The 22,671-nt window shown below is 67.8% G+C and carries 25 protein-coding genes; 12 read left to right on the top strand and 13 right to left on the bottom strand.

Going from position 1 to position 22,671, the window contains the following annotated elements:
• Positions 1-15: 15 nt before the first annotated feature.
• From J0J01_RS17395 to J0J01_RS17375, 5 genes are all read right to left on the bottom strand, one after another.
• Positions 16-543: a GNAT family N-acetyltransferase gene (locus tag J0J01_RS17395; RefSeq protein WP_296382807.1), complete on the bottom strand. Its 528-nt coding sequence runs from the start codon at positions 541-543 to the stop codon at positions 16-18.
• Positions 540-2,156: a methionine--tRNA ligase gene (metG, locus tag J0J01_RS17390; RefSeq protein WP_296382805.1), complete on the bottom strand. Its 1,617-nt coding sequence runs from the start codon at positions 2,154-2,156 to the stop codon at positions 540-542. The genes J0J01_RS17395 and metG overlap by 4 nt, the downstream gene beginning before the upstream one ends.
• Before the next feature lie 424 nt (positions 2,157-2,580).
• A complete protein-coding gene (locus tag J0J01_RS17385; RefSeq protein WP_296382803.1) occupies positions 2,581-5,013 on the bottom strand; it encodes a penicillin acylase family protein in 2,433 nt (810 codons plus the stop codon).
• A gap of 3 nt (positions 5,014-5,016) precedes the next feature.
• Positions 5,017-6,174, bottom strand: a complete 1,158-nt coding sequence (locus J0J01_RS17380; RefSeq protein WP_296382802.1) for a CaiB/BaiF CoA-transferase family protein — start codon at positions 6,172-6,174, stop codon at positions 5,017-5,019.
• Positions 6,175-6,183: 9 nt separating this feature from the next.
• Positions 6,184-6,966 carry a DMT family transporter gene (locus J0J01_RS17375; RefSeq protein ID WP_296382799.1) on the bottom strand — a complete coding sequence of 261 codons (783 nt, stop codon included), beginning with the start codon at positions 6,964-6,966 and terminating at the stop codon, positions 6,184-6,186.
• Between J0J01_RS17375 and J0J01_RS17370 the strand changes: the two genes are divergently transcribed.
• Together J0J01_RS17370 and J0J01_RS17365 are read left to right on the top strand one after the other, a co-directional pair.
• On the top strand, positions 6,965-8,098 hold the full coding sequence (locus J0J01_RS17370; RefSeq protein WP_296382797.1) for an alpha/beta fold hydrolase: 1,134 nt from the start codon (positions 6,965-6,967) through the stop codon (positions 8,096-8,098). The two genes, J0J01_RS17375 and J0J01_RS17370, sit on opposite strands and share 2 nt — an antisense overlap.
• Complete coding sequence (locus J0J01_RS17365) at positions 8,095-9,117, top strand: alpha/beta fold hydrolase (protein ID WP_296382795.1); 1,023 nt, start codon at positions 8,095-8,097, stop codon at positions 9,115-9,117. Before J0J01_RS17370 ends, J0J01_RS17365 begins: the two co-directional genes overlap by 4 nt.
• On the opposite strand, the gene J0J01_RS17360 is transcribed toward J0J01_RS17365, so the two are convergent.
• A complete protein-coding gene (locus J0J01_RS17360; RefSeq protein WP_296382793.1) occupies positions 9,036-9,956 on the bottom strand; it encodes a LysR family transcriptional regulator in 921 nt (306 codons plus the stop codon). The two genes, J0J01_RS17365 and J0J01_RS17360, sit on opposite strands and share 82 nt — an antisense overlap.
• Positions 9,957-10,030: 74 nt before the next feature.
• On the opposite strand from J0J01_RS17360, the gene J0J01_RS17355 reads away from it, so the two are divergent.
• Positions 10,031-10,867: an isocitrate lyase/phosphoenolpyruvate mutase family protein gene (locus J0J01_RS17355; protein WP_296382791.1), complete on the top strand. Its 837-nt coding sequence runs from the start codon at positions 10,031-10,033 to the stop codon at positions 10,865-10,867.
• On the opposite strand, the gene J0J01_RS17350 is transcribed toward J0J01_RS17355, so the two are convergent.
• The 4 genes from J0J01_RS17350 to J0J01_RS17335 are packed head-to-tail and all read right to left on the bottom strand — an operon-like array spanning position 10,854 to position 13,017.
• Positions 10,854-11,354 carry an NUDIX domain-containing protein gene (locus tag J0J01_RS17350; protein WP_296382789.1) on the bottom strand — a complete coding sequence of 167 codons (501 nt, stop codon included), beginning with the start codon at positions 11,352-11,354 and terminating at the stop codon, positions 10,854-10,856. The genes J0J01_RS17355 and J0J01_RS17350 overlap by 14 nt on opposite strands.
• On the bottom strand, positions 11,355-12,365 hold the full coding sequence (gene hemB, locus J0J01_RS17345) for a porphobilinogen synthase (RefSeq protein WP_296382787.1): 1,011 nt from the start codon (positions 12,363-12,365) through the stop codon (positions 11,355-11,357). It abuts the gene before it with no gap.
• A gap of 19 nt (positions 12,366-12,384) precedes the next feature.
• Positions 12,385-12,630 carry a hypothetical protein gene (locus J0J01_RS17340; protein WP_296382785.1) on the bottom strand — a complete coding sequence of 82 codons (246 nt, stop codon included), beginning with the start codon at positions 12,628-12,630 and terminating at the stop codon, positions 12,385-12,387.
• A gap of 3 nt (positions 12,631-12,633) precedes the next feature.
• Positions 12,634-13,017, bottom strand: coding sequence for a hypothetical protein (locus J0J01_RS17335; protein ID WP_296382783.1), 384 nt, complete (start codon positions 13,015-13,017; stop codon positions 12,634-12,636).
• Positions 13,018-13,076: 59 nt separating this feature from the next.
• On the opposite strand from J0J01_RS17335, the gene J0J01_RS17330 reads away from it, so the two are divergent.
• The 5 genes from J0J01_RS17330 to J0J01_RS17310 are packed head-to-tail and all read left to right on the top strand — an operon-like array spanning position 13,077 to position 17,471.
• Positions 13,077-14,216 (top strand): acyl-CoA dehydrogenase family protein, encoded by a 1,140-nt coding sequence (locus J0J01_RS17330; protein ID WP_296382781.1) that lies wholly within the window; start codon positions 13,077-13,079, stop codon positions 14,214-14,216.
• A 3-nt stretch (positions 14,217-14,219) separates the two neighbouring features.
• Positions 14,220-15,287 carry an enoyl-CoA hydratase/isomerase family protein gene (locus tag J0J01_RS17325; protein WP_296382779.1) on the top strand — a complete coding sequence of 356 codons (1,068 nt, stop codon included), beginning with the start codon at positions 14,220-14,222 and terminating at the stop codon, positions 15,285-15,287.
• Positions 15,288-15,298: 11 nt separating this feature from the next.
• On the top strand, positions 15,299-16,180 hold the full coding sequence (gene mmsB / locus J0J01_RS17320; RefSeq protein ID WP_296382776.1) for a 3-hydroxyisobutyrate dehydrogenase: 882 nt from the start codon (positions 15,299-15,301) through the stop codon (positions 16,178-16,180).
• Positions 16,177-16,857 (top strand): glutathione S-transferase N-terminal domain-containing protein, encoded by a 681-nt coding sequence (locus J0J01_RS17315; protein WP_296382774.1) that lies wholly within the window; start codon positions 16,177-16,179, stop codon positions 16,855-16,857. The genes mmsB and J0J01_RS17315 overlap by 4 nt, the downstream gene beginning before the upstream one ends.
• A complete protein-coding gene (locus tag J0J01_RS17310) occupies positions 16,854-17,471 on the top strand; it encodes an HAD-IA family hydrolase (protein ID WP_296382773.1) in 618 nt (205 codons plus the stop codon). The genes J0J01_RS17315 and J0J01_RS17310 overlap by 4 nt, the downstream gene beginning before the upstream one ends.
• Here J0J01_RS17310 and J0J01_RS17305 read toward each other — a convergent pair.
• Complete coding sequence (locus J0J01_RS17305) at positions 17,455-18,219, bottom strand: outer membrane beta-barrel protein (RefSeq protein ID WP_296382771.1); 765 nt, start codon at positions 18,217-18,219, stop codon at positions 17,455-17,457. The genes J0J01_RS17310 and J0J01_RS17305 overlap by 17 nt on opposite strands.
• Before the next feature lie 138 nt (positions 18,220-18,357).
• On the opposite strand from J0J01_RS17305, the gene J0J01_RS17300 reads away from it, so the two are divergent.
• The 4 genes from J0J01_RS17300 to J0J01_RS17285 are packed head-to-tail and all read left to right on the top strand — an operon-like array spanning position 18,358 to position 21,201.
• Positions 18,358-18,840 carry a MaoC family dehydratase gene (locus J0J01_RS17300; protein ID WP_296382769.1) on the top strand — a complete coding sequence of 161 codons (483 nt, stop codon included), beginning with the start codon at positions 18,358-18,360 and terminating at the stop codon, positions 18,838-18,840.
• Between the two features lie 11 nt (positions 18,841-18,851).
• On the top strand, positions 18,852-19,136 hold the full coding sequence (locus tag J0J01_RS17295) for a putative quinol monooxygenase (protein WP_296382768.1): 285 nt from the start codon (positions 18,852-18,854) through the stop codon (positions 19,134-19,136).
• Between the two features lie 11 nt (positions 19,137-19,147).
• Positions 19,148-20,215, top strand: coding sequence for a magnesium/cobalt transporter CorA (corA, locus tag J0J01_RS17290; protein WP_296382766.1), 1,068 nt, complete (start codon positions 19,148-19,150; stop codon positions 20,213-20,215).
• Positions 20,212-21,201 (top strand): glutathione S-transferase family protein, encoded by a 990-nt coding sequence (locus J0J01_RS17285; RefSeq protein WP_296382764.1) that lies wholly within the window; start codon positions 20,212-20,214, stop codon positions 21,199-21,201. The genes corA and J0J01_RS17285 overlap by 4 nt, the downstream gene beginning before the upstream one ends.
• Here the strand turns inward: J0J01_RS17285 and J0J01_RS17280 are convergent.
• Both J0J01_RS17280 and J0J01_RS17275 read right to left on the bottom strand, forming a co-directional pair.
• Positions 21,176-21,928 (bottom strand): c-type cytochrome, encoded by a 753-nt coding sequence (locus J0J01_RS17280; RefSeq protein WP_296382762.1) that lies wholly within the window; start codon positions 21,926-21,928, stop codon positions 21,176-21,178. The two genes, J0J01_RS17285 and J0J01_RS17280, sit on opposite strands and share 26 nt — an antisense overlap.
• Entirely contained in the window at positions 21,925-22,671 is a 747-nt protein-coding gene (locus tag J0J01_RS17275; RefSeq protein WP_296382760.1) for a sulfite exporter TauE/SafE family protein, read from the bottom strand. The genes J0J01_RS17280 and J0J01_RS17275 overlap by 4 nt, the downstream gene beginning before the upstream one ends.

The raw sequence follows: 22,671 nt of genomic DNA, 5'->3' as shown, positions 1-22,671 counted from the left end.
GAAAGATGCGGCCGGCTAGTTTTTGGCCGGCCGATGGTGCACCCAATATTCGTAGGCGGAACCTCGCAGGTCGAAGGTTCGCTCGCACACCGCGCCGAGGCGTTCGACGACCAGTTTCGAGGCGAGATTGTCGGGCCGGATGAAGCTCGCCGCCCGCTTCAACGAAGCGTGCTCGAACAGCCAGTCTCGGGCCGCCTTGGTTGCTTCGGTGGCAAAGCCCCGGCCCCAGAACGGCTGGTCGAGCGAGTAGGCGATCTCGGGTTCCGGCCAGTCGAGCGGATGGAAGATGCCGACGCTGCCGACGAACACCTCACCGTCGATCTTTTCGCAAGCCCACATCCCGTAGCCGCGCAGTGCCCATGAGCCGAGCGACATGAGCATCGTTCGCCAGACCTCGGCCGGCGTAGACGTGCGCCCCATGACCATGTGGCGCATCACTTCCGGGTTCGCCTGCATCGCCGAATAGGCGCCCAGGTCGCTGGAGCGGAAGGCGCGAAGCCGCAAGCGCTCGGTCGTGACCGTCGGAACCTCGACCATCGTCATCTTTCCATCGTAGCGCTGACCCGGGGAAAGAGCACCGGAGTCACACGAAACTGCCGCCCGGCCGGTAGGGCATCGGCACTTTTCGGCCAGGTGACCGGCTCGCCAAGGCTGTTCAGGACCTGTTCGGCCGCAAAAGGAATGAACGGCCACGCGACCTGGGCCGCGATGCGCACCAGGCCGATGCCGGTGTTGACGATGGTCGCGGCGCGGTCGCGGTCGTGGCCGATGACCGACCACGGGGCGGCCTCGCTGAGATAGGCATTGGCGAGCTTCCAGATCGCGCGCGTCTCCTCGGCGGCCTTGCGGAAGGCGAGGGCTTCGTGATGGCTGCGTAGGCGCGTGAGGTGGGCGTCGAGGTCTGATTCGAGCTTGCGTTCGATTGGGCCGGGCCCACCACGCGGCGGTACCGTCGAGTCGAAGCGGCTGGCGGCGAAGGACAGGCAGCGGTTGACCAGGTTGCCGAAGATGTCGGCGAGGTCCTTGTTCACGCCGTCGACGAAGCGCTCGACCGTGAAGTCGGTGTCGCCGTTTTCGGGCGCGTTGGCGGCGAGCCACCAGCGCCAAGTGTCGGCCGGGCACCAGTTCAGCGCGGTGTCGGTGAAGATGCCGCGCCGCTGGCTGGTCGAGAACTTGCCGCCTTCGTAGGTCAGCCAGTTGAAGCCCTTGATCGTGTCGACCAGCTTGAACGGCAGGCCGGCGCCCAGCAGTGTCGCCGGGAAGCTGATGGCGTGGAAGGGCACGTTGTCCTTGGCGAGGAACTGCAGGTAGGTGACGTCGTCGGCCTGCCACCAGTCGCGCCAGTCCGGGCGGCTTTCGAGGGCGGCGGCGATGTAGCCGATCGGCGCATCGAACCAGACATAGAAGACCTTGTCCTCGAAGCCCGGCTTCGGCACCGGCACGCCCCAGTCGAGGTCGCGGGTGATGCACCGGTCGCGCAAGCCCTCCTGCAGCCACTTGTTGGCGATCGATCGCACCAAGGGCGGCCAGTCGTGGCGCGTCGCCAGCCAATCGCGCAGCCGGCCCTCCAGGGCCGTGAGCTTCAGGAACAGGTGGCGGGTCTCGCGGAATTCGATGTCGGTCGCGCCGGAGATCGCCGAGCGTGGCTCGATGAGGTCCTCGGGATCGAGCAGATGGGTGCAGGCCTCGCACTGGTCGCCGCGGGCAGCGGAGCTGCCGCAGTGGGGACAGGTGCCGACGATGTATCGGTCCGGCAGGAAGCGCCGGTCGGTCGGCGAGTAGGCCTGGCGGATCGTGCGTTCCTCGATGAAGCCTGCCTTGTCGAGCGCCAGGAAGATCTCCTGGGTCAGTCGACGGTTGGCCTCGCCCGAGGTCCGCGAGAAGTGGTCGAAGCTGAGGCCGAAGCGCCGGTAGATGTCGGCCTGGACCGCGTGCTGGCGCACGCAGTAATCGGCGACCGGCAGGCCGGCCGCCTGGGCGGCGAGCTCGACCGGCGTGCCGTGCTCGTCGGTGCCGCACAGGAACAGCACCTCGTGGCCGGTCTGGCGGCGGAAGCGGGCGTGGATGTCGGCAGGCAGCAGCGAGCCCGCCAGGTTGCCGAGATGCTTGACCCCGTTGACGTAGGGCAGCGCGCTGGTGATCAGGAACTTGCTCATGGCTCTCTCCAGCTCCTTACGGAGCTATTCGTGTCGTTCGGACATGAAAAAGCCCTTCGCGCGGGAAGGGCCGGAGAGAGCGTGGCGTTCAGCGCCCGCGCGTCAGCATTCCGTGCCTTCCTGCCGAAGGGCACGGCGCATTCGAATGGCGAGGGCGCGGGTGAACGCGGTCATGAGGTCAATATTGTCCACAGGTACCTGTGCGTCAATGCGGCGGCGCGAACTCATTATGGGCAATGGACCGCGATTCTTGCCCCGGTTTATGGGCCTTTTGGGGCCGGCCAATGCCCAAAATAGGTGCTGCGCCGCAGCTATGCCAATGATGATGCATGAACCCGTGTCGCCCCTGTCTCGAGCTGTGTCGATTGCCGGCGTGTTCGCCGGCAATAACCGCGGGTTTGGCTAAAAACGGCGAAAACGGTGTTCAACGCGCGGGGCTGAGCGTGATCACGCCGACCGCGCTGCGCACCACCTCGGCGCGCGTGCCGGCGATCTCGACGTAGCGCAGCGCCCGCCAGTTGTCGACGAAGCTGGTCGACCAGCGCGACAGCATGTTGCCCGACTGGCCGAGTGGAATCGCGAAGCGGCTGTTGTCGAGGTCACTGAAATCGTAGACCCCGCGATACCCCGCGCCGTGCACTGCCTCGAACGGCCGCGGCCCGCGGAAGGAGGGCGTGGCGCGGTTCAGCGTGTGCCCGCCGCCGTCGAACGGGAAGCGCACCGAGGCGACGTCGCGCAGCAGCGGGATGGCGTCGAAGAACGGATGGCGATGCGCCGCCGGATGCTCGATGCCCCATTGCCAGGCGTCGATGTCGTTGCCCTGCCGGCGGGCGATCCAGTCGAGCGCGCGGTCGAGCGCGGCGGCGATCGCGTCGTCGCAGGTCTCCGCCGCCGGCGTCTTCGGGTTGTCGCACCAGTCCGGCTTGTCGCGCAGGATGCGCATCAGCAACGTCACCCGGGGCGCGGTCATGTCGAAGAACAGCTCGTCGCCCAGCCGGTCGGCCAGCAGGCCGCGCTGCAGTTCCCAGAGCCAGGCCTCGTAGATCAACGGCTCCGGCCGGCGCGCCAGCATGAAGCGGTTCCAGCGGCCCATCAGCTCGCGCACCCGGGTGGCGCGGGCGTTGCGCGGTTCGGGTTTCAGCAGCAGCGGCAGCATGTCGGCGGCGTCGGGCGTCAGGATGTCTCCCTGGATGATGGTCATGCCGAACACCGGATGGCGCTCGACCTCGCGCAGCAGCTGGTTGGCGCGGCGCTGGCGGTAGGGCTCGGCCCAGTCGTTGGTGATGAAGTAGCGATAGTCGTCGGGCACCAGCCGGGCGTTGGCGTTGACGATGATGCCGCTCGGCGGATTGTAGGTGCGCGGCAGGTCGTCGAACGGCACGAAGCCCGCCCAGTCGTACTCGCCGGTCCAGCCGGGCGAGGGGATCGAGCCGTCGCCCTTGCGCCGGATCGGCACCCGCGCCGGGGCGACCAGGCCGATGTTCCCCGCGGTGTCGGCATAGACCACGTTCTGCATCGGCGAGAGCACCTTGCGCGCGGCGTTGAGGAAGTCGTTCCAGTTCTGCGCCTGGCTGATGCGCAGCAGGCCTTCGAGCGAGGTGTCGCCGCCGTCGAGCGCCGTCGCCTGCAGGGCGAGCACGTGGCCGGACGCCGAGTACTGCTCGGGCTTGCGGACGAAGTCGTCGATCACCACGCCGTGGCGGGTGCTGCGGACCTTGAGCCGCACCGGCTCGCCCCACAGCACGCTGATGGTCTCGTCGCGCACGGTGAAGGGGCGCGCGCCGTCGGGCGTGACGTAGCGGCTGGGATCGGTCGTATCGATCCGCTCGATGAACAGGTCCTGGCTGTCGAGGTTGGTGGTGGTGAAGCCCCAGCCGATGCTGCCGTTGTGGCCGAGCACGACGCCGGGCGAGCCGGGCGAGGTGGCGCCGCGGATGTCGAAGCCCGGCCCGACCAGCCGCGCGAGATACCAGGTGCCGGGGAAGGCGAGACCGAGATGCGGGTCGTTGGCCAGCAACGGTTTGCCCGAGACCGAGTGGGCGCCCGACAGCGCCCATTCGTTGGAGGCCTCGCGCTTGCGCGTCGCCTCGTTGTCGGTCTCGCGGTAGAGGCGGTCGAGATCGAGGCCGTTCAGCGCCTCGTTGGCGAGAGCGAGCGTCGCGTCTCGGCTTTCGCTCGGCCGGTCCATCAGGAACTTGGTCGCGTCCTCGCCGATCTTCTTGGCCAGCCGCAGGCGCAGGAGCTCGCCGCGCCAGTTGCCGTCGAGCTGCAGCGCCATGAGCTTGGCCCACACCATCGAATCGGCCGGTTGCCAGGGCTCGGGCTTGTAGCGGCCGCCCGTCAGCAGCTTGATCAGCGTGAGCTCGAGCCCGTACTGCTGGTCGTCATCGGCCAGCCAGGCGTTCACGCCGGCGGCATAGGCGTCGAGGATCGAGCGGATGGCGGGCGACAGCGCGCCGACACTGTCCGAGGCGGCGCGATAGACGCCGAGGCCGCGCATGGTGCGGTCGGTCTCGACGATGCCGCTGCCGACGATGGCGGGCGGCAGGATCTCCGACAGCCGGCCCTGGCCCAGCCGGCGCATCAGCTCCATCTGCCAGAAACGGTCCTGGGCATGGACGAAGCCCAGCCCGAAGGCGGCGTCCTCGACCGAGCCTGCGATGATGTGCGGCACGGCATGGCTGTCGCGCAGGATCTCGACCGGTGCCTTCAGCCCCTTGGCTTCGAAGCGGCCGGCATAGGGCGGCAGCGCGCCGCGCGCCTGGAACCAGGTGCCGGCGCCGAACACCAGCAGGGCGAGCACCAGGCCGGCGAGCAGCTTGGCGAGGCCCGCGGCGAGGCGGACAAGCGTCCGCAACGCTCAGCCGCCGACGTAGGCCAGGATGGCGGCGCGATCGGCGTCAAGATCGGGCGCGGCGCGTCGCGTCTTGGGATCGGCGAAGGCCGACATCTTGAGCGGGTTGCCGGCGAGCTTCAGCGTGCCGCCGCTGCCGTCCGGCACCTCGACGATCATGTTGCGGGCGGCGACCTGCGGATGGGAGATCGCCTGCTCGACGTTGTTGATCGGGCCGCAGGGGACACCGGCCTTGCCCAGCACCTCGAGCCAGTGATTGGTCGGCGCACCCTTGAGCACCGATTCGATCGAGTGCTCGAGCTGCTTGTGATGCTTCTGGCGCAGTGCGTTGGACTTGTAGTCGGGGCTGGTGGCGAGACCCGAGAGGCCGAGCGCCTCGCACATCTTGACGAACAGGCCGTCGTTGCCGGCGGCGATGATGATCGCGCCGGTCTGCGTCTTGAAGGCCTGGAAGGGCGTGATGGTCGGATGGCGGGCGCCGAGCGGGCCGGGGATCTCGCCCTCGACCGTGTAACGCATGATCGCGTTCTCGAGCAGCGCGAGCTGGCAGTCGAACATGGCGATGTCGATCTTGGTGCTCTCGCCGGTCTTCAGGCGATGGACCAGCGCGGCATTGACCGCGACCGCGGTGTAGAGACCTGCGCCGATGTCGCCGATCGACATGCCGACGCGGCTCGGCGGCTGACCCTCGTTGCCGGTGATGCTCATGATGCCGCCCATGCCCTGCATGACCATGTCGTAGGCAGGATCCTTCGAGTTCGGGCCGGTGTGGCCGAAGCCGGAGGCCGAGGCGTAGATCAGCTTCGGGAACTTCTTGTGCAGCGTCTCCCAGCCGAAGCCCAGCTTCTCCATGGTGCCCGGACGGAAATTCTCGACCACGACGTCGGCCTTCTCCAGCAGCTTCTCGAAGATGCGCTTGTCCTCGTCCTTCTTGAGGTCGAGCGCGATCGATTCCTTGCCGCGATTGACCGAAGCGAAATAGGTCGACTTGCCGTTGACGTAGGGGCCGTAGGCGCGGGCGTCGTCGCCGCCCTTGGGCGGCTCCACCTTGATCACCCGGGCACCCATCTCGGCCATCAGGAACGTGCAGTAGGGGCCGGCCAGGATGCGCGACAGATCGATGACGGTAATGCCCGAAAGCGGGCCGGAAGCGTGCTGGGTCATCCTCTTGTCTTAGCCAGCAGGCCGCCGCGAATCCAGCCACACATTGGCCGCAGCGGAACCGATCACGACCACGCCACCGACGAGGGTCAGCGTGCCCGGCCGCTCGCCATCGACCAGCCAGACCCAGATCGGCCCGAGCACCAGCTCCAGCAGCCCGAGCAGCGCCGCGCGGCCGGCCGGGATGCGCTTCAGTGCGGCCATGTAGAGCAGCAGGCCGACCGCGAGTTGGCCCGGTCCGAGGGCCAGCAACCAGGGCAGGTCGCCGACGGCAATCGTCGGCGGATGGGCGAAGGGCAGCGAGACCAGCGCCGCCAGGATGCCGGCAAGGGCCAGGGAAGGCGTCATGCCGATCGTGCGGTGGCGTCGCACGATCACATAGTTGGCACTGATGCACAGCGACACGACGGCCGCGAGCGCCATGCCGGCGGCGGCACCCGCCTGCAGCGAGCTTGCAACCGAGAGCACGAGGCCCGCTGCACCCGCAGCCATGGCCAGCATCGTGTGACGATGCAGGGGCTCGGCGAGGAACAGCCGCGCCAGCAGCGCCGTAATGAAGGGCGTCACGCCGAACACGATCAGCACGTTGGCGACCGGGGCGAGTCCCAGCGCCAGGATGAAGGCGATCATGCTGCCGGCCAGCGCGGCGGCGCTGGCGAACAGCGCGCCGCCGCCGTTGCGGATGTCGATCCTGGTGGCACGCCATTGCCACAGCATCAGCGGAACCACGGCGAGCAGCATCAAAATCGATCGCCAGAACGACACGTCCCATGCGGGAAGCTCGACGCGCCGCATGATCACACCGGCCGTGCTGAAAGCGGCGGCGGCGCTGATGGCGCAGAGTGCACCGACCGCGCCGGAACTCTCCCCGGGATTCCGCGTTTTCATGGGCAAAGAAGAAGTGAAATACGGAGTCGACGTGCCCCCGTCCATCGATTCTCTCGATCTGCCGCCGTTTCGCCCGCGCTTTCCCTGGTGGGGGCCCGACCTGCAGACCTTGGCCGTCCTCCTGCAGTCGTCGGCGTCCGACATGGCGCCGCATACGAGCGAGCGGATCTGCTTCCCGATGGCCGATCGCACCGGCGACATCCTGCTCGGCATGCTCGACCGTCCCGAGGAGCCGATGGCCGGGCGGCCCTTCGTCATCCTGACCCACGGCCTGACCGGCTGCGAGGACAGCGTCTACATGCTGAGCGCGGCGCGTCACCTGCTCAATCTCGGCTACACGGTGCTGCGGTTGAACGTCCGCGGGGCGGGGCCGTCGCGCGCCTATTGCGGCGAGCACTACCATGTCGGCCGCACCGCGGACTTCCGCCGCGTGCTGTTGCAGTTGCCGGAGGAGCTGACGCGCGATGGCATCGTCGCGATCGGCTACTCGGCGGGCGGCACGATGCTGCTGAAGTATCTCGGCGAGGAAGGCTCGTTCTCGCCCCTGCGCGCTGCGGCGACGATCTGCGCGCCGATCGACCTGGTGCGCAATGCGCGGCACATGGAGAAGCCGCGCAACTGGGTCTATCACAACTACATCCTGAACGGCCTGCGCGCCGAATCGCTGGGCGAGGGCGCGCGCCTGTCGGACGAGGAGAGGTCGGTCATCCGCTCGGCACGCAGCGTGTTCGACCTCGACGAGCGCTTCATCGCGCCGCGCCACGGCTTCAAGAACGCCGAGGACTATTACAGCCTGTGCGCGCCGCTGCACTTCATGCCGGAGATCCGGGTGCCGACCATGCTGCTGGCCGCTTGCGACGATCCGTGGATCCCGATCGAGCACTATCGCGAATTCAAGTGGAGCGACAATCCGTGGCTGCTGCCGGTGATGCCGTCGACCGGCGGCCATGTCGGCTTCCACGGCCATTCCAGCAACCGGCCGTGGTGCGACTTGGCGGTGGAGAAGTTCCTGGCGAAAGTCACTACCATCGAGGGGTGATCCTCGATCTTCCCGACTTCGAACAGCGCTTCCCTTGGTGGGGCGGCGACCTCCAAACCCTCCGCGACACCGTCATGCAGGCTCTCCATCGCCTGCCGACCGACCTCGCGCCGCACAGCAGCCAGCGTCAGCGCTTCGACGTGCGCGACGGCAGCGGCGACGTGTTGCTCGGCATGCTCGACACCCCGGTGGCGCCGCAGCCCGGCACGCCGCTCGTGCTGCTGATCCACGGCGCACCGGGCAACGAGGACGGCCCCTACATGCTCAGCATGTCGCGCTACATGCTGGATCGCGGCCATCGCGTGCTGCGGATCAACCTGCGCGGCGCCGGCCCATCGCGGGCCACCTGCCGGCGGCAATACTCCGCGGGCTCGAGCGCCGATCTCGGCCTGCTGTTCGACGTCATGCCGGACGAGCTGACGCGCGACGGCATGGTCGCCGTCGGTTACTCGGTCGGCGGCGCGGTGCTGATCAAGTATCTCGGCGAGACCGGTAAGGACACGCCGCTCAAGGCGGCCGCCACGGTGTCGGCGCCGATCGACCTCCGCGGCACCTGCGGGCAGCTCATGCGCTGGCGCAACACCCCCTACCAGCGCTCGGTTCTCGGCAGGATGCGCCAAGAGGCAACAGCTCAGATCGCCGAGCTGACGGCGGTGGAGCGCGCCAACATCGAGAAGGCGCGCACCATCCTGGAGTACGACGACGGCTTCACGGCAGGGCGCAACGGCAAGGCCAATGCGCTCGAGTACTACGCGCAGTGCAGCGCGCTCGATTATCTGGCAGGCATCCGTATCCCGACCCTGTGCCTGGCCGCGCTCGACGACCCTTGGGTGCCGGGCAGCGCCTATGTCGGTTACGACTGGGGCGGCAACCGTTGGCTGACGCCGCTGCTGGTGCCGAACGGCGGCCATGTCGGCTTTCACGGCACGGCCGGCCTTCAGCCCTGGCGCGACCTCGCGGTGGCCGGGTTCTTCGCGGTCAGTAAGGCGAGCAAGGTCCGCGCGGCAGGGGTGAGGTAGCCGTGGCGGCGATGCAAAGCGGTGATGGGAATGGCGGCGCGCAGCGCCGGCACGTCGAGCGCCACCAGCGTGCGCTGGCGCAGCTCGTCGCGCACGCTGCTTTCGGGCACCAGGGCGAGGCCGAAGCCCGCCTGCGCCAGCCGCTTCTGTGCCGTCAGGCTGTCGATCAAAGTCACGTCGGCATCGTCGAGACCGGCACGGACAAGCTGCCGTGCCAGCAGGTGCCCCGAGGAATCGCGGTCGCCCGGCGTCGGTGGAAAGCCGATCCAGCGCTCGCCCGCCAGGTCCTGGGCACGCAGGCGACGGCGACCGGCCAGGCGATGGTCGCGCGTCGCGACCACCCGCATCGCCTCGCTGCCGGCGCCGAGCTCCACGAGGTCGGCGCGGTTGCTGGTGAAGTAGCGCAGGCCGAGCGTGGCTTCGCCGCGGCGCACCAGGTCGGTGACCTCGGCGCTCGACGCGGTGCGCAGCTCGAGCCGCACCTTGCCGGCGCGGCGCGCGAAGCGGCGCAGGCTGTCGACGATTCGCGTGTCGGCCAGGGTGCCGACCAGGGCGAGCGAGATCGCGCCGCTGGGGCCGGCCTGCAGATCGCGCACCGCATCGTGGCCGTCCTTGAGGGCGGCCAGCGCCGCCTCGGCATGGGGCAGGAAGGCGCGGCCGGCCTCGGTCAGGCGGGCGCGGCCGCGCATGCGCTCGAACAGCGTGGCGCCGAGCTCGTGCTCGAGCTGGTCGATGCGGCGGCTGATCGCCGGCTGCGAGCGGTGCAGCCGCTGCCCGGCGCGCGTGAAGCCGCCGGTCTCGGCAATGGCGAGGAAGGTGCGGACCTCGTCGATGTCCATGGATCAGGAATCCTGATGCTGATGGCAGAAACTATGCATTTCCCAAAGCATAGGGTGCCGGCCAGAGTCGCGCCATGACCACTGCAGCCAACAAAGCCGCCACCTTCCGCGCCCTCCACGACCGGCCGGGCGCCTTCATCATTCCCAACCCGTGGGATGCGGGCACCGCCCGTCTGCTTGCCGCACTCGGATTCGAAGCATTGGCGACCACCAGTCTCGGCCTTGCCAACATGCTGGGTCGGCCCAATAGCGCGGTGACCCTTGCCGAGGTGATCGCCAACTGCCGCGAGATCGTCGAGGCGACACCGTTGCCCGTGAACGTCGACCTCGAGAACGGCTTCGCCCAAGACCCGAAGGAAGCAGCGGAGGCGATCCGGCTCGCGGCCGAGGCCGGCGCGGCCGGCGGCTCGATCGAGGACTACACTGGCGACCGCAACGATCCGATCTACGATTTCGATCTCTCGGTCGAGCGTGTGAAAGCAGCGGTGGCCGTCGCCCGGGCGCAGCCGGTGCCGTTTATGCTGACGGCGCGGGCGGAGAACCTGATCCGCGGCCGCAACGACATGGCCGATACGATCCGCCGCCTGCAGGCCTACGAAGCGGCGGGTGCCGACGTGCTCTACGCGCCGGGCCTGCGTACTGTCGCGGAAGTGCGCCAGGTCGTGCAGGCGGTGAAGCGGCCGTTCAACGTGGTCACCGGCTGGCTCGATCCTGGCATCACGGCGTCGCAACTCGCCGAGGCGGGCGCCAAGCGGATCAGCGTCGGCGGCGCGCTGTCACGGCTGGCACTGGCGACATTCGTCGATGCGGCAAAGGCGATGAAGGAGCAGGGCTCGTTCGCCTGGATGCCGCAGATGCTGGGCATCGGTGACCTGCAGCGGATGCTGGGCGATGGCGCTAGCCGATCGTGACCGGCTCGACGGGCGGGCCGTCCTGCAGCAGCCCCTTGAGCAGCCCGGCGAGCTTGACGGGCTCGAAGCGCTCGGCCGAGGCGGCGATCTCGTCGACGCTCCACCAGCGGTGATCGAGGGTCCAGCTCTTCTCCTTCTCGTCGAGCCCGGACGTGTCGACTGTCGCCGAGCCGGCGCGGCCGAGGAAGAACTGCTCGCGATGCCGGACCTGCTTTTCGCGCCACTGCATCACGCGCTCGCGCGACCACACCCAGCGCACATCCTCGATCGCGATCCCGGTCTCCTCGCGCGCCTCGCGCATCGCCGTGTCGGCGAACGACTCGCCTGGGTCGACCATGCCGCCGATCAGGATCCAGAACGGGTCGCGGAACGGATCGGCCGGGTCGTAGACCGTGGGCTGGTGGACCTTGAACAGGAAAACGCGGTCCTGCGGGTCGAGCAGGATCAGCCGCGCCGACGGGCGTTCGATCATGAGCGGGGCGATCATCTACTTGGCTTTGAGCAGTTTCGCCGCGTCGACCGCGCCGTAAGTCAGGATGCCGTCGCAGCCGGCGCGCTTGAAGCTGGTCAGCGTCTCGATCAGCACCTTGTTCCAGTCGAGCCAGCCGCGCTCGCAGGCGCCGCGCAGCATCGCGTACTCGCCGCTCACCTGGTAGGCGTAGGTCGGCACGCCGAAGGCGTCCTTCACGCGGCGCACGATGTCGAGATAGGGCAGGCCGGGCTTGACCATCACCATGTCGGCGCCTTCCTCGATGTCGAAGCCGACCTCGCGCAGCGCCTCGTCGGAGTTGGCGTAGTCCATCTGGTAGGTCTTCTTGTCGCCCTTGAGCGCGCCCGAGCTGCCGATGGCGTCTCGGAACGGGTTGTAGAAGCCCGACGCGTACTTGGCGGCGTAGGACATGATCTGCGCGTTCTCGTAGCCCTTGGCGTCGAGCGCCTTGCGGATCGCGCCGATGCGGCCATCCATCATGTCCGACGGTGCCTGGATGTCGGCGCCGGCCTCGGTCTGCACGATCGCCTGCTTGATCAGGGCCTCGACCGATTCGTCGTTGAGGATGATGCCGTCGCGCACGATGCCGTCATGGCCGTCGCTGTTGAACGGATCGAGCGCGACGTCGCAGACGACGCCGATACCGTCGACCGACTTCTTCACCGCCTGGATGGCGCGACAGACCAGGTTGCCCGGGTTGTAGGCCTCGCGGGCGTCGGGCGTCTTGGCCGCCGGATCGGTCTCCGGGAAGATCGCGATCGCCGGGATGCCGAGGTCGCGCGCCTCCTTGGCGGCCTCGACGAACAGGTCGACGCTGAGGCGATCGACGCCCGGCATCGAGGCGACCTGGGTGCGCGCGTTGGTGCCCTCCTGCACGAACACCGGCCAGATCAGGTCGTCGGCCGAGAGTTTGGTTTCGGCGACCAGCCGGCGCGACCAGTCGCTCTGCCGATTGCGGCGCAGCCGGGTGGTCGGGAAGCGACCCAGAGTGGAAAAGCGTGTTGCCATGAGCCGGATTTATAGCGGCTCAGGCCGTGGGAAGGCGACGCCGATAATAGGCATTCGGCCGCACACCTGCCGCCATATAGCCGCAGAACCCGGCCGCCAGGGCGGTTTCGGCCAGGACGGCGGCCGGATTGGCATGGACGCCGCCGGTGTAGAGCACGAGTATCGCCAGCAGCATGCTGACGGTCGGCGCGATGAACAGCGCACCGCCCAGCCGCAGCTCCGGCCGGCTGGCGATCTCCTCCGCGGTCATGTCGCGCCAGGCCATAGGTCAGGGCCGCCGGCGGTAGAACGCGGCGGGAGCCGTGCCCGTCAGCATGTAGCCGCAGAAGCCCGCGGCAAGGATGGCCTCGCCGAGAAGGTCGACGACCAGCGGCCAGCCGCCGGAGGCGACGGCGACGCAGAAGCGGTAGGCGATCCACAGCACGAGGCCGGCGCTGGCGACGATGGGCGTCGCCGGGGCGTGCATTATGGTCATCGCGAGAAAGACCATCGACCACACGGTCACGAACAGGACGGCGATCATGTAGCGGCTGCCGATCGCGCGCAGTTGGTCGAAGCCGAAGAGCAGGCCGCCGAGGCCGACGACTGCCACCAGGGCGGCCGCCAAGACCATCGCCAGCAGCGCGCCGCCCGGTCGGGTTTCGGTTGCCATGCTGCAAGCATAGGCGTTTCGTTGACAGGGGGGGACCCCCCGATATGATCCGCCGCGCCATGGATTTCACCCTCACCGAGGACCAGCAGGCCTTCCGCGACACGGCGCGCCAGTTCGCGACCGAACGCATGCTGCCCGAGGCCGCGCGGTGGGATGCCGAGAAGATCTTCCCCGAGGCGGTGCTGCGCGAGGCGGCGGCGCTGGGCTTCGGCGGCATCTATGTGGGCGACGATGTCGGCGGCTCGGGCCTGTCGCGGTTCGATGCGGCGCTGATCATGGAGGAGCTGGCGGCGGCGTGCCCGAGCACCGCGGCCTACATCTCGATCCACAACATGGCCGCCTGGATGATCGACGGCTTCGGCGACGACGAGCAGCGCCGGCGCTTTCTGCCCAAGCTTTGCTCGATGGAGCATTTCGCCAGCTACTGCCTGACCGAGCCGGGCGCCGGCTCCGACGCGGCAGCGCTGGCAACGCGCGCCGAGTTGAACGGCGACCACTATGTCGTGAATGGCACCAAAGCGTTCATCTCCGGCGGCGGGCGCAGCAACATCTATGTCGTGATGCTGCGGACTGGCGGGCCGGGAGCAGGGGGCGTTTCAACGCTGGTGGTCGAGGCGGGCACGCCCGGACTGTCGTTCGGCAAGCAGGAGCAGAAGCTCGGCTGGAACAGCCAGCCGACCGCGGCGGTGATCTTCGAGAATTGCCGGGTGCCGGCCGCCAATCGGCTGGGGCCCGAAGGTCACGGCTTCAAGATCGCGATGATGGGGCTCGACGGCGGCCGCATCAACATCGGCGCCTGCTCGCTGGGCGGCGCACGGGCCTGCCTCGAGACGGCGTCGCGCTACGTCGTCGAGCGCAAGCAGTTCGGCAAGCCGCTGGCCGACTTCCAGGCGACGCAGTTCAAGCTCGCCGACATGGCGACCGAGCTCGATGCGGCGCGGCTGATGATCTGGCGCGCCGCCTCGCTGCTCGATGCCAAGTCGCCGGAGGCGACGCAGGCGGCGGCGATGGGCAAGCGCTTTGCGACCGATGTCGGCTTCCGGGTCGTCAACGAGGCGCTGCAACTGCATGGCGGCTACGGCTACTTGAAGGACTTTCCCATCGAGCGGTATCTGCGAGACCTGCGCGTGCATCAGATCCTCGAAGGCACCAACGAGATCATGCGCGTGATCATTGCCCGGCGACTCTTAGTGGGATGAGGAATGTCTGACGCAGAGATTTTGTTCGAGGTGAAGGACGGGCTGGGGCTGATCACGCTCAACCGGCCCAAGGCGCTGAACGCGCTGACGCATGGCATGATCCTCGAGCTCGAGAAGGTCATCCCCGGCTGGGAGAAGGACCCCAGGATCAAGGCGGTGGTGCTGCGCGGCGCCGGCGACCGCGCCTTCTGCGCCGGCGGCGACGTCACCAACCTCTATCGCGAGAGCAAGGACCCCAAGGGCGGCACCCTGCGGCGCGACTTCTTCTATGACGAGTACATCGTCAACCGCCGCATCTACCGCTACGCCAAGCCGTGGATCTCGCTGATCGACGGCATCGACATGGGCGGCGGCGTCGGCCTGTCGGTCCACGGCAGCCATTCGGTGGCGAGCGAGAAGTTCCTGTTCGCCATGCCGGAGACGACCATCGGCCTGTTCCCCGATGTCGGCGGCGGCTACTTCCTGACGCGCCTGCAGGGCGCGCTGGGCACCTTCCTGGCGCTGACCAGCCATCGCCTGAAGATCGCCGACGGCGTGTGGGCCGGCATCGTCGACGCGCACGTGCCGAGCGCCAGGATGAACGACCTGCAGGCGGCACTGGGCGCGGCCGATCTGTCGGGCCCCGGCGCGAACCGGAAGGTCCATGCGGTCATCGATCGCTTCAAGGCCGACCCCGGCCTGCCGACCCTGCCGGCAATGATGCCGAAGATCGACCGCTGCTTCTCGGCGGAGTCGGTTGCCGAGATCGAGGCCAAGCTGAAGAAGCACGGCGGCGAATGGGCCGACAAGCAGCTCGCGGCGCTGCTCAAGCTGTCGCCGCTCGCCATGGCGATCACGCTCGAGCAGCTCAGGCGCTGCGCCAACCGCTCGTTCGAGGATTCGATGACCATCGAATATCGCATGAGCCAGGCCTGCATGCGGCCGGACCATGACTTCTTCGAGGGCGTGCGCGCCCTGCTGATCGACAAGGACCAGAAGCCCCAGTGGAACCCGCCGACCCTCTCCGGTGTGACCCGGGAGATGGTCGACGCTCATTTCAAGCCGGTGTCGAACGACCTGGTCTTCGGCTAGAGGAGGACGCCATGGCGAAAATCGCCTTCATCGGTCTCGGCAACATGGGTGGCCCGATGGCCGCCAACCTTGCCAAGGCCCAGCATCACGTCAAAGCCTTCGACCTCTCCGACGCTGCCGTCGCGGCAGCGGTCGCGAAGGGCGCCCACAAGGCGGCCAGCGCCGCCGAGGCGGTGAAGGACGCCGAGATCGTCGTCACCATGCTGCCGGCCGGCAAGCATGTGCGCGATGTCTACGAGAAGGACGTGCTGCCCAACGTCGCCAAGGGGGCGCTGCTGATCGACTGCTCGACGATCGACGTCGAGAGCGCGCGGCATGTCTCGTCGGCGGCCAAGGCGAAGGGTTTCGAGATGATCGATGCGCCGGTGTCCGGCGGCGTCGGCGGCGCCACGGCCGGCACGCTCACCTTCATGGTCGGAGGGCCCGAGGCGGCTTTCGGCAAGGCCAGGCCGATCCTCGAGAAGATGGGCAAGAACATCGTCCATGCCGGCGACAGCGGCAACGGCCAGGCCGCCAAGATCTGCAACAACATGATCCTGGGCGTGTCGATGGTCGCGGTGTGCGAGGGCTTCATGCTCGGCAAGCGGCTCGGCCTCGACGCGCAGAAGCTGTTCAACGTGGTCTCGACCGCGTCGGGCTCGTGCTGGTCGCTGGTCAATTACTGCCCGGTGCCGGGCCCGGTGCCGACCTCGCCGGCGAACCGCGACTACCAGGCCGGCTTCACCGCGGCGATGATGCTGAAGGATCTCCTGCTGGCGCAGCAGGCTTCCGCCGCGGCCGGCGCGGCGACGCCGCTCGGCGCGGAGGCCGCGCAGCTCTTCAGCCTGTTCGTCAACGCGGGCAACGCGGGCAAGGACTTCTCCGGCATCATCAAGATGCTTGATGGCAAATGATCACCCTCTACGACCTCGCCTTCGACAAGGACCTGCGGCCGAGCCCGTTCTGCTGGCGCGCCAAGCTGGCGCTCAAGCACAAGGGCCTGAGCTGGCGCGACGAGCCCTGCGGCTTCAGCGAGAAGCACAAGATCGCCTTTGCCCAGTCGCAGACCTATCCGGTGATCCATGACGGCCCCGAGGTCGTGAAGGACAGCTGGCTCATCGCCCAGCACCTCGACGCGGCCTATCCCGACAAGCCGCTGATGCCCAACCCGGCGCTGGCGAAGTTCGTCAACGGCTGGGCCGACGGCGCGGTGCACATCGTGCTGTTCCCGAACGTGGTGTCGGACCTGGTCGACCGGGTGCGGCCGCTGGACAAGCCCTACATCGTCGAATCGCGCGGCAAGCGGCTGGGCACGACGGACTTTGCGGCCTTCCAGGCAAACGCCCGTGGAAAAGGTGTCGCTGCCTTCCGCGCCGCACTCGAGCCGGCGCGTCGCATGCTGAACGATCAGAAATTTCTATCGGGTGATAGTCCAGCCTACCCTGACTACATCCTGCTCGGCACGTTCCTGTGGCCGCGCACCATCAGCCCGCTCGAGCTGCTGGAGAAGGACGACGTCATTTATGCCTGGCGCGAGCGCATGCTCGACCAGTTCGACGGCTTTGGCCGCAAGGCCCCGGCGGCCGTGTGAAATACGACGCCGTCGTCTTCGACCTGCTGACGGCGCTGCTCGATTCCTGGACTTTGTGGAATGCCGTCGCCGGCTCCGAGGCCGACGGCCTGAAATGGCGGCGGCGCTACCTCGAAATCACCTACGGCTGCGGGGCTTATCGGCCTTATGAGACGCTGGTGCGCGAGGCGGCGCGCGATGTCGGCCTGCCGGAGCGGTTCGGCAGCGAGCTCGAGCGGCGCTGGCCGGAGCTGCAGCCGTGGCCCGAAGCGCCGCAGGTCCTGAAGCAGATCGGCCTGCCGCTCGCCGTCGCCACCAACTGCTCGATTCGCCTCGGCCAGCAGGCGGCGGCTCGCGTCGGCGTGCCGTTCGCCTCGATCGAGACGGCGGAGAGCGTCGGCTTCTACAAGCCGCGGCCGGAGGTCTATCGCGCAGCGCTGCGAAGACTTGGAACGAAGCCCGCGCGAACGCTGTTCGTCGCGGGCTCCGCATCCGATGTGCCCGGCGCGAAGGCCGTCGGCATGCCGGTCTACTGGCACAATCGCATCGGCCTGGCGCCGCGTGACGATACCAGGCCTGACTATCTGGAAGGCACCCTCGACCGTCTGTCGGCGTGCGTCAGAAGCGATAGTTGATTCCGGCACGGAAAATATGGCCGTTCTCGAGCACCGTCGTGGTCGCGCTGCTGGCGCCGAAGATGTAGGAATTGCTCACCGAGCTCGATCCGAGATCGTAGTACAGCCACTCCCCCTTGATCGACAGCGGCCCCCAGACGCTGGCTTCGAAGCCGGCGCCGACGGTGAAGCCGAGGCGCGTCTGGACTGACGTCTGCGCGGAGGCGAGCGGCGGGCTGACGTTCGCGCTGCCCATCGAGACGCTGAGGCGCGTGTCGCCGTAGGCGAGGCCGCCGGTTCCATAGAGCAGCAGATAGCTCATCGGCGTGAAGCCGAGCTTGGCACGGGTCGTACCCAGCCAGGTCTGGTTGCGCTGGATCCAGGTGGACAACTGCTGGCCGCCGATAACCGGGCTGCTGGCCGTGGCGGTCGTGGCGTTCAGCCATTGGAAGTCGGTCTCGGCGCCGACATAGACCCCGTCGAGGAAGATGCGGCCGTAGCCGGCCTGCACGCCGCCGATGAAGCCGCTGTTGGGCGCCGTCTTGAGGGGAAAGAAGCCGAGATTTTGTCCCGTGGCCAGACCGCCGGGCGCGCTTTCGCGCGTCGAGACCCTCAGGCCATCATTGGCGGTGCTCACACCGGCATTGATGCCGGCATAGAAGCCGTCCCATCGATTGGATTGAGCTTGGGAAGCGGAAGCAAAGGCAAGCGCAGACAGCGCGAACGCAGTGCCGGCCGCGACGAGGCGGCCCGGCTTGAATACCAGCACGATCGGGGACTCCTATATGCGGAACAGACGCGCTCCCTCCCCGGAGCGCGCGGGCTACCTATCACGAACAAGCTTCGGGGTGAAAGCTGGCGCGCGCATTGCTAAGCTGTCTCCAACAAAAAGGCAGGGAGACACACAATGGAAGAGAGGCCCTTCGACCCGGGAGAACATCGTCTTGGGCCGACCCACTGGTTCGAGGATCTCAGGGTCGGCCAGCGCTTCTACATCAACTCGCGGACCCAGACCGAAGCGCTGTTCGGCGCCTTCCAGCTGGCCAGTGGCGACAATCATCCGATCCACTACGACCGCGAGTACTGCAAGGTGCGCGGCCATCGCGATATGCTGGCGCACGGGCTGCAAGTCGCCATCCAGGGGGCGGCCGGCGCCGGCATCTTCCCGCATATCATCGGCGATTCGCTGATCGCCTTCCTCGAGCAGTCGTCGCGTTTCCTGAAGCCGGTCTATTGCGGTGACACGCTCTATCCGATGCTGGAAGTGAGCGAGGTCAAGGAGGGGCGGACCACCGGGACCGTCACCCTGCGGCTTACCATTCACAACCAGGCGGGCTTGCTGGTGTGCGACGGCGAACACAAGTACCTTGTGAAGAAGCGTCCGATATAGGGAGACCGAGCATGCTCGGCGTCATTGCCAAACTGACCATCAAGCCCGGCACCAACGCCGAGTTCGAGGCGGCCATGAAGGCGCTGCAGGCCAAGGTCCGGTCCGACGAGCCGGGCAACAAGCTCTACGCCCTGCACAAGACCGCCGATCCCAACGTTTATGTCATGCTGGAGCGTTATGACGACCAGGCGGCGCTCGACGCCCACCGGGCGGCGCCGCACTTCAAGGAACTCGGGCGCAAGCTTGGCGACTATCTTGCCGGGCGGCCCGACGTCCAGGTGATGCACGAGGTCTGAAGCGATCGATCATGGATGGAGTTCTTCCCCGCCATACCAAGCCGGGTACTGCGCCGGGCACGCTCGCGGGCCGGGCGCCCGTGCCCGACGAGGCGCTCGATTTCACCCTGGTCGAGTACACCCAGGAGGACGTCCAGGTCGTCCAAAATGTCGAGGTCGACGAGTGCCGCTTCCACCTCGGCACGCCCGGCCGGACCTGGATTGACGTCGCGGGCCGGCCTTCGTCGGAAATGCTGCGCGACCTCGGCATGGCCTTCAACCTGCATCCGCTGGCGCTCGAGGACGTGTTCCACGGCAACCAGCGGGCCAAGCTCGACCTCTATGAGGGCCAGGGCTTCATCGTGCTCGCCGACCCGTCCTACGAGGGCGGCGAGCTGCAGATGCGCCAGGTCAGCATCTTCTTCGGCGACAACTACGTCGTCTCGTTCCATGACCACAAGCAGGACATCTTCAAGCCGGTGCGCGACCGGGTGCAGACCGCGGGCAGCCGGTTGCGCATGTTCGGCGTCGACTATCTCGTCTATGCGCTGATCGACTTGGTCGTCGACCGCAAGTTCCCCCTGATCGAGACCCTGGCCAGCCATCTCGAGGCGCTGGAGGACGAGGCGCTCGGCCATCCGACCAACGAGACGCTGGGCCATATCCACCAGGCGCGGCGCGCCCTGGTGACCTTCCATCGCCTCGAATGGGCCGAGCGCGAGACCATACTGTCGGTGATGCGGCCGGAGACGCCGTTCATCATGCCTGAGACGCGCACCTATCTGCGCGACTGCTTCGACCACTCGGTCGGCCTGCTCGACCTGATCGAAAGCTACCGGGAAATGTGCAACGGCCTGATGGAAATCTATCTGCTGCAGTCGTCGAACCGCATGTCCGAGGTGATGAAGACCATGGCGGTGATCACGGTCTTCTTCCTGCCGCTGACCTTCCTGACCGGCCTCTACGGCATGAACTTCGACCGCGAGAAGGGCAACATGCCCGAGCTCGGCTGGCAGTTCGGCTACGTCTGGTTCTGGGTGTGGGTCGCCGCGATCGTGACCGGCATCTTCGTCTGGGTGAAGCGGAAGCGCTGGCTGTGAGCTACCGGATCTTCGGCTCGGAGCTGTCGCCCTATTCGGTGAAGGTGCGGTCGTACTTCCGCTACAAGAACCTCGACCACGAATGGCTGCTGCGTTCGCCGGCCAACCAGGCCGAGTTCCAGAAATACGCCAAGCTGCCGCTGGTTCCGCTGGTGGTGACGCCCGAAGGCGAGGGCCTCCAGGATTCGACGCCGATCATCGAGCGCTTCGAGGCCGCGGCGCCGTCGCTGCGGCCCGACGATCCCACGCTCGCCTTCCTCTCGGCGCTGCTCGAGGAGTACGGCGACGAGTGGGGCAACAAGTGGATGTTCCACTATCGCTGGGCTTACGTGCCGGACACCTGGGCGACGGCGGAGCGCATCGCGCAGGTGTCGGCGGGCGAGCAGGGCACGGTCGCGGTGGCGCAGGCCCGCGCAGCGGTCGCCGAGCGGATGACGGGGCGGCTGGGCTTCGTCGGCTCCAACCCGACGACGCGACCGGTGATCGAGGCCTCGTTCAAGCACGCGCTCGCGATCCTCGACCGGCATCTGGCGGCGCGGCCGTACGTGCTCGGCGGGTGCCCGGCGATGGCCGACTTCGGCCTATGGGGCCAGTTCTACGAGGCCGCGACCGACCCAACGCCCGGCGCGATCATGCGGGCCTCGGCGCCCAACGTGATGAAGTGGGTGCAGCGCATGGTGTCGCCGAAGGACGAGGGGCCGTTCGAGACCTGGTCGTCGCTGTCGGCCGGGTTGATGCCGCTGCTGACCGAAGAGGTCGGCCGGCTGTTCCTGCCGTGGTCGGCGGCCAACGCCGAAGCCATCGCCAAGGGCGAGAAGAGCTTCACCATGACCCTGGCTGGTGCCGAGTGGACGCAGGAGCCGCAGAAGTACCACGCGCGCTCGCTGCAGGAGATCCGCCGCAAGTACGCCGCCGCGAGGACGGCGGAGCTCGACGAGATCCTGGAAAAAGTACGCTGCCTCAACGTCCTGCGTAGCGGGGCCTAGGCTTCGACTGCAGCAAGGCGGCGACGTCCCAGGCTTCCTGCAGGGTGAGTTGCGGATGCGCCGGATCGATGCCGCGCGGCATGTTGCGCTGGATGAAGCCGACCGCACGCTCGAAGCGGTCCATGCCGGCGCCGTCGTTGAAGCTGTCGGGGCCCCAGAGCGGCGGGAACTCGTAGCCCCTGCCGGCGCGGCGGCCGAGGCCGTCCGGTTGATGGCAGGCGGCGCAGACGCGGGTATGGACCTCGGCGCCGCGGGCCGCGTCCGGCGGTGTCGATGGCGTGGGGGCGGGAGGCGCCTGCACGACGGCCGGGCCGTCGAGTGAGCGGATGTAGGCGATGAACGCGGCCATCTCGCGCGAGTCCTGCGGCAGCGTCGTGCCGTTCATCGACCGTGTCATGCATTCGTCGATGCGCTCGGCGAGCGAGATCACACGGCCGCTGCGGGCCGAGAACTTCGGATAGGCCTTGGCGACGCCGACCAGCGGCACGCCTGAAGGTCTGGTGCCGGCGTCGAGATGGCGGCTCTGGCAGGCGAGGCGGTTGCCGGCGAAGGGCTTGCCGGTGTCAGGGCCGATTTCGGCGAAGGTCTCAGTCACCAGCCGCTTGCCGTAGCCGACGAGATCGTCGGCGGCCGTTGCCACGGCCGCCGGCCGATAGGTGGCCAGCGTACCTGCCGCAATCGCGCAGCAGACCGCCAGGAAGGCGGCGGCGAATCCCTTCAGGGTCATGACAGCGACGTACCGATCAAGGTCAGACCGGAAAGGCCGAGCAGGACGAGGATGATGCGGCGGAACTGAACGTCGTTGACGCGTCGGTAGAGACGCAGGCCGACATGCGCGCCGATGATGGTGACCGGCAGCACGATCGCCACCCACATGAAGAAGGTGCGGTCGAGGAAGCCTGCGACCGCTGCGGTGACGATGGAGAAGGCGAGGATGCTCATGTTGAACGGCTGGTTGACGCCGCGCTGCTCCTGCATGGTCCAGCCGCGCAATTGGGTCCAGATCACCGGGATCGGACCGCTGATGCTCGCCATGCCGCCCAGCACGCCGCCCCCAAAGCCGGCCGTGCCGTCGGCCAGCCGGCCGCCGAACAGCACCACCGGCGGGCGGCGCACCAGGACCATCCAGAAGACGTAGAAGATCAGCAGCAGGCCGACGCCCAGCTTGAGCGGCTTGACCTCGACATGGCTCAGCAGGGCAGTGCCGAGCGGAACGCCGATCAGGCCGCCGAGCAGGAACGGCCAGACCCGGGACCAGACCACGCCATGCCAGATCTTGGGCAGCGACTGGAGGTGGCCCGCGACCGAGCAGAAGGCGACCAGCGGCGCCGCCGTCTGCGGCGGCATGGCGTGGAGCCAGAAGCCCAGCGACACCAGCGCATAGCCGGTGCCGCTCAGGCCGTTGACGAAGCCCGCCACCGCCGCGCCGGCGACGACCAGCGCGATGTCGCCGGCCGGCGGCAGGTCCAT

This window comes from Reyranella sp. (genome assembly GCF_017305915.1).
Lineage (GTDB): Bacteria > Pseudomonadota > Alphaproteobacteria > Reyranellales > Reyranellaceae > Reyranella.
Note: the sequence above shows the minus strand (reverse complement) of the source record. Positions and strands in the feature narration are given on the sequence as shown.

Coding starts and splice junctions, on each gene's coding strand:
- J0J01_RS17275 (WP_296382760.1), bottom strand. CDS start 22,671: ATGGACCTGCCGCCGGCCGGCGACATCGCGCTGGTCGTCGCCGGCGCG.
- J0J01_RS17350 (WP_296382789.1), bottom strand. CDS start 11,354: ATGATCGCCCCGCTCATGATCGAACGCCCGTCGGCGCGGCTGATCCTG.
- J0J01_RS17300 (WP_296382769.1), top strand. CDS start 18,358: ATGGAAGAGAGGCCCTTCGACCCGGGAGAACATCGTCTTGGGCCGACC.
- J0J01_RS17330 (WP_296382781.1), top strand. CDS start 13,077: ATGGATTTCACCCTCACCGAGGACCAGCAGGCCTTCCGCGACACGGCG.
- J0J01_RS17395 (WP_296382807.1), bottom strand. CDS start 543: ATGACGATGGTCGAGGTTCCGACGGTCACGACCGAGCGCTTGCGGCTT.
- J0J01_RS17360 (WP_296382793.1), bottom strand. CDS start 9,956: ATGGACATCGACGAGGTCCGCACCTTCCTCGCCATTGCCGAGACCGGC.
- J0J01_RS17325 (WP_296382779.1), top strand. CDS start 14,220: ATGTCTGACGCAGAGATTTTGTTCGAGGTGAAGGACGGGCTGGGGCTG.
- mmsB (WP_296382776.1), top strand. CDS start 15,299: ATGGCGAAAATCGCCTTCATCGGTCTCGGCAACATGGGTGGCCCGATG.
- J0J01_RS17370 (WP_296382797.1), top strand. CDS start 6,965: ATGATCACACCGGCCGTGCTGAAAGCGGCGGCGGCGCTGATGGCGCAG.
- J0J01_RS17380 (WP_296382802.1), bottom strand. CDS start 6,174: ATGACCCAGCACGCTTCCGGCCCGCTTTCGGGCATTACCGTCATCGAT.
- J0J01_RS17295 (WP_296382768.1), top strand. CDS start 18,852: ATGCTCGGCGTCATTGCCAAACTGACCATCAAGCCCGGCACCAACGCC.
- J0J01_RS17280 (WP_296382762.1), bottom strand. CDS start 21,928: ATGACCCTGAAGGGATTCGCCGCCGCCTTCCTGGCGGTCTGCTGCGCG.
- J0J01_RS17335 (WP_296382783.1), bottom strand. CDS start 13,017: ATGGCAACCGAAACCCGACCGGGCGGCGCGCTGCTGGCGATGGTCTTG.
- J0J01_RS17315 (WP_296382774.1), top strand. CDS start 16,177: ATGATCACCCTCTACGACCTCGCCTTCGACAAGGACCTGCGGCCGAGC.
- J0J01_RS17355 (WP_296382791.1), top strand. CDS start 10,031: ATGACCACTGCAGCCAACAAAGCCGCCACCTTCCGCGCCCTCCACGAC.
- corA (WP_296382766.1), top strand. CDS start 19,148: ATGGATGGAGTTCTTCCCCGCCATACCAAGCCGGGTACTGCGCCGGGC.
- metG (WP_296382805.1), bottom strand. CDS start 2,156: ATGAGCAAGTTCCTGATCACCAGCGCGCTGCCCTACGTCAACGGGGTC.
- J0J01_RS17340 (WP_296382785.1), bottom strand. CDS start 12,630: ATGGCCTGGCGCGACATGACCGCGGAGGAGATCGCCAGCCGGCCGGAG.
- hemB (WP_296382787.1), bottom strand. CDS start 12,365: ATGGCAACACGCTTTTCCACTCTGGGTCGCTTCCCGACCACCCGGCTG.
- J0J01_RS17375 (WP_296382799.1), bottom strand. CDS start 6,966: ATGCGGCGCGTCGAGCTTCCCGCATGGGACGTGTCGTTCTGGCGATCG.